Genomic DNA, 10,810 nt, shown 5'->3' with positions numbered 1-10,810 from the left:
GGAGACAGCATGACAATGATGGATATGAGCGGCCACGATCAGGCTGCAATGTCCCATGAAATGATGCAAAACGGCAACGCTTCTGCCCACCAGGACATGGCGGAAATGCATAAAAAAATGATGAATGGCAAATCAGGAGCCACCAACGAAACCGCAAAGTCATTTTCTGAAATGAACGAGCATGAAAAAGCCGCAGTTGTGCACGAGAAGGCGAATAATGGTCAGTCTTCAGTGATTCATCAGCAGCAGGCTGAAAAGCATCGCAGCCAGGCCACTCAGAATTAACCCGCAGCCCCACTTGTTAGACCCTCTTTTGACGCCGATTTCACTGGCTTACGCTCCCGTCCGGGAGCGTTTTTTTATTCACTTATTTATCGTCAACTATCATGGTGACTGTATTTTATTGTGCTGTCCTACATGTCTGAGAAATTACCAGGGCTACCTCCTTGTAAACCAACGCAGGGGGACGTGATAAGATATGTCGGTTATTTTGCAGGCTCAGGACAGAGACAGATGAAGAAAAAAAACATGACGCCAACACCTCACGATGCGACGTTCCGACAGTTTCTGACACAGCCGGATGTGGCCCGTGATTTCATGGAAATCCATCTGCCCGCAGAGCTGCGCGCAGTCTGCGATCTCAGCACGCTGAAACTGGAATCAGGCTCGTTCGTTGAGGATGATCTCCGCCAGTATTTCAGCGACGTTCTCTATAGCCTGAAAACCACAGCCGGCGACGGCTATATTCATGTGCTTGTCGAACACCAGTCAACGCCCGACAAACATATGGCTTTCCGCCTCATACGCTATGCGGTGGCTGCCATGCAGCGCCACCTGGAGGCAGGGCATAAAAAACTGCCACTGGTGATACCGGTGCTGTTCTATACGGGTAAACGCAGCCCGTATCCGTACTCCACCCGGTGGCTGGATGAGTTTGACGATCCCGGGCTGGCAGGCAAACTCTACAGCAGCGCTTTCCCGCTGGTAGACGTTACGGTCATTCCGGATGATGAAATCGCTGGCCATCGCAGCATGGCCGCCCTGACTTTACTGCAAAAGCATATTCACCAGCGAGACCTGGCAGAACTGGTTGACCGGCTGGCGCCCATCTTGCTGACGGGATACTTGTCTTCATCGCAGGTGATATCACTGGTACACTATATAGTGCAGGCAGGCGAAACATCCGACGCCGAAGCCTTTGTACGCGAACTGGCACAGCGTGTGCCACAACACGGAGACGCACTTATGACCATCGCACAACAACTCGAACAAAAGGGTATTGAGAAAGGTATCCAGCTTGGAAGACAGGAAGGTCGTTCAGAAGGTGAGCGCGAAGCGACTCTGAAAATAGCCCGTACCATGCTCCAGAACGGCATTGACCGCAATACTGTCATGAAAATGACCGGTCTGACTGAAGACGACCTGGCGCAGATCCGCCACTAATCCCCCTTTCCAGGCACTCCCTGCCCGGCCATCAGCGAATACTGGTGGGGCAGGGAGGCACCAGACTCAGGCTCTGCCTGCCAGCCACAGCGATTAAACAGCTTCATCACCCCCGCTACGTTCCCAGTCAGACGCGCTGTCAGCGGATTTATCTGTCGGCCGCTGTCGTCAAAAGCAACATCGAGGTTGGCCCGTGAGAGATAAATGCCGTTCACGCCTGCACTGAACGCCACAGCATTCCGGCCGGACCATTCCCGATCGCTCAGCAGACGGTAGTTCCAGTGCATATCTTTCGCTGTTTCCAGCGCATACGTCAGCCGGAACAGGTCGTTCTGCCCGGACAACTCGCCGGTGCAGGAACGCCAGAGGTAATTCAGCTTGCTGGCCAGCCTGGCGCTGACGCCCAGCTGACGTCCCTGTTTCAAAAGCCACTCAATATCGGGCGTCACATCACGAGAAAAACGCCGTTGCTTCAGCGCAGTCGCCAGCCAGCGGGTGAGAAAGAGGTTTTCCTGTGCCGGCGAGAGAACGCCACCATCCTGCCTGGCCAGCGCAAGCGCCACCAGGGCACACCACGCCAGATGACCTGATTTTTCTGTCAGCGTCACGGCTTCTCCCGCAAGTCAGAAAAATGATGTAATTCATCCAGCATAATCAGCACACGCCGGCCAGTCTTACGGGGAAACATTCGACGCATCTCACGCGTCAGCTGCTTCTTCTCCCATCCGTAAGGGAAAATAATGCTGTATTCACTTCTCTCAGGGAGGATATCAGGGCCCGCGACGATACGCGCCACCTCCTTATTCAGGCGTTCTCCTCGCCAGCCATAAGCCGCCAGTCGCTTACGGATACGTGCAACGGGAAAACGTTTATCGGAGTGACGGGGGAAGAGTAACGTCCCGTCCTCATTTCGTTTGACGCCAAACATATCCAGAGATTGTTCGATCACTACTGTTCGCATGGGGAAAAGCTCATGCATTGTTTTCATTGTATTTTCCATTCCAGACTCCTGAATTAATTCCTGCAGCTGTCTGACCAGCCAGAGAGCAGCACTATGCTGGCTCACTCCCTGCGTCATCATTCATTTCACACTGGAGATCACGCCAGTATCCGGCAATATTGTTTACCACGCGTGCCGTCATAACGGCGTCAGTGACGGCGGAATGAGCCTCCCCGGTCCAGCTCAGGCCTGCCTGACTGACAGCGCCGGAAAGCGATATGGTACCGTAGCGATTGGTGGGGCCGTAATACCCCGCAGCGAGCCGCATGGCGCAGTACACCGTCAGAGAGTCCAGCCAGCTGGCAGGGTCATTATGCGCTGCCGCTGTCTGCTTCAGAATCCGCGTATCAAAATCAGCATTGAAAATAACCAGCGGGCGCCGGCCGATATGGTGCTGCAGCTGCTGCGCAATATCGGGCCAGGATGGCGCACTGACCAGATCATCGTCACTGATACCGTGTACTGCAGCTGCTGCCGGATCGATGTCGACAGTGGGTTTAAGGCGGGTCTCAAATATCCTCTCACCGCGGGCATTCACCAGACCGATTTCCAGCGCCTGCGCGCCGGCATCAAGTCCGGTCGTTTCGGTATCGAGGAAGACGGGGTCCAGCGTTAACCAGGTATGTGCCAGCATGGCGAATCTGCCACGCTCACTCTTCATCCGGGCTTGCAGGCCCAGACGTGCGCTGGCCTGCCGCTGTTTTTCTGTCTGTGGGCGTTTCGCCCGCATCGGGACGCAGTCAGCCAGCCGCCATACGCCGTATTTCCCGCCGTAAGGACTTTTGTACAATCTGACCGGTTCCACACCGGGGGCTGGCTTCATCCTGAACTCATCCCGAAGTCGCCCTTTGGTGTAGCATTTATCCTCCGCCCGGGGCGCTTCATCACAGGCGTCTGAATTGTCATCATCACGCATTCTGGCCACCGGTCTGTTTATTGCCTGAAAGCGCCGCCATCAGTGACTGATTCTGATGCTTCAGGGCTTCAGCCTCACCACGCAGTGCCGCGACCGTTTCTTTCTCTCCCATCGTCTCCAGACGGGCATCATCACGCTGGTTTTCCAGCTGCGTGCAGCGATCTGTCAGACTGGCTATTTCACGGCACTGTTGCAAAGTTAGCGATGAGGCAGCCTTTTGTCTTATTCAAAGGCCTTACATTTCAAAAACTCTGCTTACCAGGCGCATTTCGCCCAGGGGATCACCATAATAAAATGCTGAGGCCTGGCCTTTGCGTAGTGCACGCATCACCTCAATACCTTTGATGGTGGCGTAAGCCGTCTTCATGGATTTAAATCCCAGCGTGGCGTCGATTATCCGTTTCAGTTTGCCATGATCGCATTCAATCACGTTGTTCCGGTACTTAATCTGTCGGTGTTCAACGTCAGACGGGCACCGGCCTTCGCGTTTGAGCAGAGCAAGCGCGCGACCATAGGCGGGCGCTTTATCCGTGTTGATGAATCGCGGGATCTGCCACTTCTTCACGTTGTTGAGGATTTTACCCAGAAACCGGTATGCAGCTTTGCTGTTACGACGGGAGGAGAGATAAAAATCGACAGTGCGGCCCCGGCTGTCGACGGCCCGGTACAGATACGCCCAGCGGCCATTGACCTTCACGTAGGTTTCATCCATGTGCCACGGGCAAAGATCGGAAGGGTTACGCCAGTACCAGCGCAGCCGTTTTTCCATTTCAGGCGCATAACGCTGAACCCAGCGGTAAATCGTGGAGTGATCGACATTCACTCCGCGTTCAGCCAGCATCTCCTGCAGCTCACGGTAACTGATGCCGTATTTGCAGTACCAGCGTACGGCCCACAGAATGATGTCACGCTGAAAATGCCGGCCTTTGAATGGGTTCATGTGCAGCTCCATCAGCAAAAGGGGATGATAAGTTTATCACCACCGACTATTTGCAACAGTGCCTCCCATTCTTCTCAAACTCCCAGTGGTAAAGACCACCGGCAGTCGGCAGGCGCATATTGATACACCGATGGGTTTGTAGCTCGTGCGGTGTTTCTGGTACGGGGTTAGCGGCAAAATAGGACGGTGCTCCCACCACTGCCATGCGCATTTCCGGTCCAATCCTCACCGCGATCATATCCTTATCTACGCTTTCGCCCAGGCGGATCCCGGCATCAAAACGCCCCTCAACAATATCGACAAAACCGTTATCAACCACCAGTTCGAGATTAATTTCCGGGTATTCCCTGAGAAAGGGCTTTAGCTTAGGCCATACCAGACTTCGCGCTGCATGCTCCCCGGCAGATAAACGGATATTGCCGGAGGCAGTGCCGTTCAGTTGAACAAGCGATTCCAGCTCCTGCTCAAGATCGGCAATACGGGGTTCAAGGCAGGCGATAATTCTCTCACCGGCTTCTGTGGGGGCAACGCTTCGGGTAGTGCGGGTCAGAAGTCGGATATTTAGCCGTTCCTCCAGGGCCTTCATCGCGTGGCTGAGTGCAGACTGAGAAACCCCCAGTTTACCCGCTGCTTTGGTAAAACTTCGCTCCCTCGCTACCACAAGAAAGATTTGCAGTTCGTTGAAGTTTTCTTTGAGCATCGGCGATTTCCTTATGGAGACATTCCCTTCAACGCGCACTCATGAAGGGTGTTCATAGACACAATCATTTTAGCCCCATTACTGACAATAATGATAATTGATATTCTGACTGTAGAGAAAATAAGTCTGAATTATCAGAGGGTTTATCATGAAAATACTCATTGCAGGCGCGACCGGAAGTATTGGTCTTCATGTCGTGAATACCACTATCGAAATAGGCCATCAGCCCGTGGCGCTGGTCAGAAATAAACGGAAAGTAAAATTACTTCCGCGTGGAACGGATGTTTTTTACGGCGATGTTTCAATGCCTGAAACACTTACCGATTTGCCGAAAGATATTGATGCCATCATCTTCACTCTCGGTTCCGATGGCCAGGGGCGTATTGGGGCCAGAGCGATAGATTACGGTGGTGTACGTAACATTTTACGACTATTCAGGGATACGTCTGTACGCATCGGCTTAATGACCACGATTGGCGTGACTGAACGGCTCAGCACCTGGAATCAACGCACTGAGGTTCATGACTGGAAAAGACGTGCCGAACGTCTGGTCAGGGCGAGTGGCCATCCCTATACCATCGTCAGGCCCGGCTGGTTTGACTACAACAATGATGATGAACACAGAATCGTTATGCTCCAGGGGGATCGACACCATGCAGGAACGCCGGAAGATGGTGTGATATCCAGAAAACAAATCGCCCAGGTTCTGGTCAGTGCGTTGAGTAACGATGCAGCCACAAATAAAACGTTTGAGCTGGTCGCTGAGCGAGGGGAGGCACAACTGGATTTTACACCTCTCTTTACGGACTTACAGGCAGATAACCCTCAAAAAAATGATGGCGTTTTAGATTTGAACAACATGCCTTTCAGTGAAGAACCTGAGTGCATTATTAACGAGCTAAATCTGTTTTCAATACAGGTAAAATCAATCTAACGCCTTTGACAACTTGGTCAAATAGAGACCAGTCTTATGGCAGTTTAGATCCGGCTTTTACCCGAAGTATGGTTTGACGGGTAGTACTAAACTCTCGGGCAATGGCGCTGATGCTTAAGCCTAAATTAATACGCTCAATAACGACCTGTTTTTGTTCTTCGTTCAGGGCAGAGGGACGGCCAAAACGTTTCCCTGCCGCTTTTGCCCGCGCAATACCTGAATGTGTGCGTTCAAGCAGTAGGTCCCGTTCAAATTCTGCCACGGCAGAAATAACCTGCATGGTCATTTTCCCCGCGGGGCTGGTGAGATCTACTCCACCCAAAGCTAAGCAGTGGACACGAATATCGGAATCTGCCAGTTGTTCTACCGTTTTTCTGATATCCATCGCGTTTCGGCCCAGGCGATCAAGCTTGGTGACTATCAGAACATCGCCACTTTCCATACGGTCAAGCAGTCGGATAAATCCAGGTCGCTCACTTGCGGCAACCGAACCACTAATATGTTCCTCAATATATCGCTGAGCACGAACATCAAAACCCGCCGCTTCAATTTCACGACGCTGGTTTTCTGTGGTCTGCTCCAGAGTGGAGACCCGGCAGTAGGCAAAAACTCGTGACATAGGAAACTTTCCGTACGAAATGGATGTCCGAATTATAACACCTGTACGAAATGAATTTCACTTACTTTCGGACAGATATATTAGAAGATGTACGAAACCGACCGGTTTCGGTCAGTGTGAAGTGATAACTCAAATCAACTATATGCAGAGGAAGCATCTATGCCACGGAGACAAATACTCAGTAGTGAAGAAAAAGAACGCTTGCTGGTTGTGCCGGATGATGACGTTCTTCTGACGCGCATGTGTTTTCTGAATGAACATGATATTGCACTCATTAATAAACACCGACGGCCAGCAAATCGCCTGGGCTTTGCTGTATTACTCTGTTATCTGCGCGGACCTGGATTTATTCCGGACAAAAGTAATATCCCTCACAGTGGCGTCATATCCAGAATCGCTTCCCGGCTGAAGCTTCAACCTGATCTATGGCCGGAATATGCCTCAAGAGAGCAAACTCGCTGGGAACATCTGACTGAACTTTATCGCTACTTGAAATTATCTCCGTTCAGTCGGTCACTGCAAAAAGACTGTATCCGGCATCTTCACCCCTATGCCATGCGTACTGACAAAGGATTTATACTTGCGGAAGAAATGCTCAGCTGGCTACATAACAATAATGTTATTTTCCCTTCTGTTGATGTGATAGAACGGACGCTTGCCGAAGTCGTCACGCTCGCTGACAGAGCCGTATTTTCGGCACTTACTGCGCAACTGGAAAAGCAGCATGAATCAGCACTCGACAGCCTGCTCATATCAGAGGGTGAACAACCTTCCCGTCTGGCATGGCTACTTCAACCTCCCGGTAAAATAAACGGTAAAAATGTGCTGCAACATATCGATCGGCTTAATTCCATCGCTGCGCTGGAATTGTCTGGTGGTATTGCGCTTTCCGTTCACCAGAACAGGTTACTTAAACTGGCGCGTGAGGGCCGGAAAATGAGCAGCAGAGATCTGGCAAAATTCACCGATGTCAGACGTTACGCTACGCTGGTTTGTGTCATTCAGGAAGCGCGGGCCACACTGACCGATGAGGTTATCGAACTGCACGAACGTATTATGAGTACGCTGTTCAGCCAGGCAAAACGTACACAGGCCGAGAGGCTTCAGCTGACGGGGAAACTCATCCAGAGCAAGTTGAAACAATATGTTACTGTCGGTCAGGCACTGCTGCATGCCAGAGAATCCGGTGAAGATCCCTGGGCAGCGATAGAAGATGTCCTTCCCTGGCAGGAGTTCGCCAACAGCCTGGAAGAAACACAGTTTCTCTCCCGTAAGGGCAATTTCGACCCGCTTCACCTCATCACCGAAAATACAGTACGCTGCGTAAATACGCCCCGCGTATGCTGTCAGCATTGCAGTTCATCGCAACACCTGCTGCGCAGACGCTCAGCGATGCGCTGGACACCATCAGGGAAATGTACCGTAAACAACTTCGTAAAGTCCCGCCCGCAGCGCCAACAGGGTTTATCCCTGAAAGCTGGCGAAAACTGGTACTCACGCCTTCAGGAATCGACCGCAAGTACTACGAGTTTTGCGTACTGAATGAGCTCAAGGGGGCGTTACGCTCAGGTGATATTTGGGTAAAAGGATCGCGCCGCTACAGAAATTTTGATGATTATCTCATCCCGGCTGCTGAGTTTGAGAAATCCCGACATAATGACCAGTTACAATTGGCCGTTCAGACCGATTGCCAGGCTTATCTTCAGGCCCGTATGACGCTTCTTGCATCGCGTCTGGAAGAAGTTAACGCGATGGCTCTTGCCGGTGATTTGCCCGATGTTGATATCTCAGATAAAGGCGTAAAAATCACTCCGCTGGAGAACAGCGTTCCTTCGGGTATTTCCCCCTTTGCCGATTTGGTTTATGGCATGCTTCCTCATCCGAAAATTACCGAGATACTGGAAGAAGTGGACAGCTGGACAGGGTTTACGCATCACTTCGCGCACCTCAAAAATAATAACGTCAGACCAAAAGACGGAAGACTGTTGTTGACCACAATTCTGGCCGACGGCATTAATCTGGGGCTGACAAAAATGGCGGAGTCCTGCCCGGGGGCAACAAAATCGTCACTCGAAGGTATTCAGGCATGGTACATAAGAGATGAAACCTATTCAGCGGCACTGGCCGAGCTGGTCAACGCTCAGAAAGCGCGACCTCTGGCTGCATTCTGGGGCGACGGTACAACATCGTCGTCAGACGGGCAAAACTTTCGGGTAGGCAGTCACGGGCGTTATGCGGGTCAGGTCAATCTTAAGTATGGTCAGGAGCCAGGCGTGCAGATTTATACGCATATCTCAGACCAATATAGCCCGTTCTACGCCAAAGTGATCAGCCGGGTGCGCGACTCAACCCACGTGCTTGATGGTCTGCTGTACAATGAAAGCGATCTGGAAATTACCGAGCATTACACCGATACCGCAGGTTTCACTGAACATGTTTTCGCTCTGATGCACCTGCTGGGGTTCGCTTTTGCGCCGAGGATCCGGGATCTTCATGACAAGCGGCTGTTTATTCATGGAAAGGCAGATCGCTATCCGGGGCTTCAGTCCGTCATATCAACAACCAGCCTGAATATCAAAGACATTGAGGCGCACTGGGATGAGGTATTGCGTCTGGCAACCTCGATTAAGCAGGGGACAGTCACCGCATCGCTGATGATGAAAAAGTTAGCCAGTTACCCAAAACAGAATGGGCTTGCCAAAGCGCTGAGAGAGATTGGCCGCATCGAGCGGACACTGTTTATGCTGGATTGGTTCCGAGATCCCGGTCTGCGCCGACGCGTACAGGCGGGGCTGAATAAGGGTGAGGCCCGTAATGCCCTTGCGCGAGCGGTTTTTATGCACCGTCTGGGTGAGATAAGGGATCGTGGGCTGGAGAATCAAAGTTACCGCGCCAGCGGGCTGACGTTACTGACAGCGGCGATCATGTTGTGGAACACGGTATATATAGAAAGAGCCATTGAGTCACTGAAACGAAAAGGTATCCCGATAAATGAGCAACTGGTATCTCATCTTTCTCCTCTGGGCTGGGAACATATCAATCTGAGTGGTGATTACGTCTGGCGTAACAATCTTAAGCTGGGGTCCGGGAAATATCGGCCATTACGCACAGTCGATACCGAATTGTACAAAAAGCAGTCTTAGAGTGGGATAATTAATGAGATGGTCACTCCCTCCTTCCCGGTACTATGCTGAGGACAGGCTTTCATTCGGAGAACTATCATGGAAAACATTGCGCTCATTGGTATCGATCTGGGTAAAAACTCTTTCCATATTCATTGCCAGGATCGTCGCGGGAAGGCTGTTTACCGTAAAAAATTTACCCGGCCAAAGTTGATCGAATTTTTGGCGACATGCCCCGCTACAACCATCGCAATGGAAGCCTGTGGCGGTTCTCACTTTATGGCACGCAAGTTGGAAGAGTTGGGGCATTCCCCAAAGCTGATATCACCACAATTTGTCCGCCCGTTCGTTAAAAGCAATAAAAACGACTTTGTCGACGCCGAAGCTATTTGTGAAGCTGCATCGCGTCCGTCTATGCGTTTTGTGCAGCCCAGAACGGAATCTCAGCAGGCAATGCGGGCTCTGCATCGTGTCCGTGAATCCCTGGTTCAGGATAAGGTAAAAACAACCAATCAAATGCATGCTTTTCTGCTGGAATTTGGCATTAGCGTTCCCCGAGGAGCTGCCGTTATTAGCCGACTGAGTACCATTCTTGAGGATAATAGTTTGCCTCTTTACCTCAGCCAGTTATTGCTGAAATTACAACAGCATTATCACTATCTTGTTGAGCAGATTAAAGATTTGGAATCCCAGTTGAAACGAAAGTTGGACGAAGATGAGGTTGGACAGCGCTTGCTGAGCATTCCCTGCGTCGGAACACTGACAGCGAGTACTATTTCAACTGAGATTGGCGACGGGAAGCAGTACGCCAGCAGCCGTGACTTTGCGGCGGCAACAGGGCTTGTACCTCGGCAGTACAGCACGGGAGGTAGGACGACATTGCTGGGAATTAGTAAGCGAGGTAATAAAAAGATCCGAACTTTGTTGGTTCAATGTGCCAGGGTATTCATACAAAAACTGGAACACCAGTCTGGCAAATTGGCCGATTGGGTCAGGGATTTACTGTGCCGAAAAAGCAACTTTGTCGTCACTTGTGCTCTGGCAAACAAGCTGGCCAGAATAGCCTGGGCCCTAACGGCACGACAGCAAACTTATGTAGCATAACGGCAGAAATACACCGGTTTAAAGAATTACTG

At 51.4% G+C, this 10,810-nt stretch carries 9 protein-coding genes and 3 pseudogenes; 5 read left to right on the top strand and 7 right to left on the bottom strand.

What is annotated here, in order from left to right; translation table 11 throughout:
• Both ACT3RT_RS22685 and ACT3RT_RS22680 read left to right on the top strand, forming a co-directional pair.
• Positions 1-285: copper-binding protein (locus ACT3RT_RS22685; protein ID WP_496203768.1), on the top strand; the 285-nt coding region annotated here is incomplete at its 5' end.
• A gap of 228 nt (positions 286-513) precedes the next feature.
• Complete coding sequence (locus tag ACT3RT_RS22680) at positions 514-1,443, top strand: Rpn family recombination-promoting nuclease/putative transposase (protein ID WP_008455303.1); 930 nt, start codon at positions 514-516, stop codon at positions 1,441-1,443.
• Here ACT3RT_RS22680 and ACT3RT_RS22675 read toward each other — a convergent pair.
• The 6 genes and pseudogenes from ACT3RT_RS22675 to ACT3RT_RS22650 form a co-directional block, all read right to left on the bottom strand.
• Complete coding sequence (locus ACT3RT_RS22675; RefSeq protein WP_112197762.1) at positions 1,440-2,051, bottom strand: DUF2913 family protein; 612 nt, start codon at positions 2,049-2,051, stop codon at positions 1,440-1,442. The genes ACT3RT_RS22680 and ACT3RT_RS22675 overlap by 4 nt on opposite strands.
• The gene (locus ACT3RT_RS22670; RefSeq protein ID WP_112197763.1) at positions 2,048-2,443 is read right to left on the bottom strand and encodes a hypothetical protein; all 396 of its coding nucleotides are present in this window, start codon (positions 2,441-2,443) and stop codon (positions 2,048-2,050) included. Before ACT3RT_RS22670 ends, ACT3RT_RS22675 begins: the two co-directional genes overlap by 4 nt.
• A gap of 52 nt (positions 2,444-2,495) precedes the next feature.
• Complete coding sequence (locus ACT3RT_RS22665) at positions 2,496-3,359, bottom strand: 3'-5' exonuclease (RefSeq protein WP_491728766.1); 864 nt, start codon at positions 3,357-3,359, stop codon at positions 2,496-2,498.
• Positions 3,352-3,543, bottom strand: a pseudogene (locus ACT3RT_RS22660) (DNA-binding protein); the annotation flags it as partial. The gene ACT3RT_RS22665 and the pseudogene ACT3RT_RS22660, both read right to left, overlap by 8 nt.
• A gap of 51 nt (positions 3,544-3,594) precedes the next feature.
• Positions 3,595-4,299 (bottom strand): IS6-like element IS26 family transposase, encoded by a 705-nt coding sequence (locus ACT3RT_RS22655; RefSeq protein ID WP_001067848.1) that lies wholly within the window; start codon positions 4,297-4,299, stop codon positions 3,595-3,597.
• A gap of 61 nt (positions 4,300-4,360) precedes the next feature.
• A pseudogene (locus ACT3RT_RS22650) lies at positions 4,361-4,999 on the bottom strand (LysR family transcriptional regulator); the annotation flags it as partial.
• A 148-nt stretch (positions 5,000-5,147) separates the two neighbouring features.
• Between ACT3RT_RS22650 and ACT3RT_RS22645 the strand changes: the two are divergent.
• Positions 5,148-5,933: an SDR family oxidoreductase gene (locus ACT3RT_RS22645; protein WP_001572334.1), complete on the top strand. Its 786-nt coding sequence runs from the start codon at positions 5,148-5,150 to the stop codon at positions 5,931-5,933.
• Between the two features lie 34 nt (positions 5,934-5,967).
• Here ACT3RT_RS22645 and ACT3RT_RS22640 read toward each other — a convergent pair whose 3' ends face one another.
• Positions 5,968-6,552: a recombinase family protein gene (locus ACT3RT_RS22640; RefSeq protein ID WP_001572335.1), complete on the bottom strand. Its 585-nt coding sequence runs from the start codon at positions 6,550-6,552 to the stop codon at positions 5,968-5,970.
• Positions 6,553-6,711: 159 nt separating this feature from the next.
• On the opposite strand from ACT3RT_RS22640, the pseudogene ACT3RT_RS22635 reads away from it, so the two are divergent.
• A pseudogene (locus tag ACT3RT_RS22635) lies at positions 6,712-9,695 on the top strand (Tn3 family transposase).
• Positions 9,696-9,773: 78 nt separating this feature from the next.
• On the top strand, positions 9,774-10,778 hold the full coding sequence (locus ACT3RT_RS22630; RefSeq protein ID WP_000427623.1) for an IS110-like element IS4321 family transposase: 1,005 nt from the start codon (positions 9,774-9,776) through the stop codon (positions 10,776-10,778).
• Positions 10,779-10,810: the final 32 nt, after the last annotated feature.

The sequence above is a fragment of the Ewingella sp. AOP9-I1-14 genome, assembly GCF_052375995.1.
GTDB classification, from domain to species: domain Bacteria; phylum Pseudomonadota; class Gammaproteobacteria; order Enterobacterales; family Enterobacteriaceae; genus Ewingella; species Ewingella allii.
The sequence above is the reverse complement of the archived record's forward strand: the minus strand, read 5'-3'. Positions and strand labels throughout refer to the sequence as shown.

What these genes read in the sequence shown, in the direction of transcription:
- ACT3RT_RS22630 (WP_000427623.1), top strand. Translation starts at nt 9,774, where the DNA reads ATGGAAAACATTGCGCTCATTGGTATCGATCTGGGTAAAAACTCTTTC.
- ACT3RT_RS22670 (WP_112197763.1), bottom strand. Translation starts at nt 2,443, where the DNA reads ATGGAAAATACAATGAAAACAATGCATGAGCTTTTCCCCATGCGAACA.
- ACT3RT_RS22655 (WP_001067848.1), bottom strand. Translation starts at nt 4,299, where the DNA reads ATGAACCCATTCAAAGGCCGGCATTTTCAGCGTGACATCATTCTGTGG.
- ACT3RT_RS22645 (WP_001572334.1), top strand. Translation starts at nt 5,148, where the DNA reads ATGAAAATACTCATTGCAGGCGCGACCGGAAGTATTGGTCTTCATGTC.
- ACT3RT_RS22640 (WP_001572335.1), bottom strand. Translation starts at nt 6,552, where the DNA reads ATGTCACGAGTTTTTGCCTACTGCCGGGTCTCCACTCTGGAGCAGACC.
- ACT3RT_RS22680 (WP_008455303.1), top strand. Translation starts at nt 514, where the DNA reads ATGAAGAAAAAAAACATGACGCCAACACCTCACGATGCGACGTTCCGA.
- ACT3RT_RS22665 (WP_491728766.1), bottom strand. Translation starts at nt 3,359, where the DNA reads ATGCGTGATGATGACAATTCAGACGCCTGTGATGAAGCGCCCCGGGCG.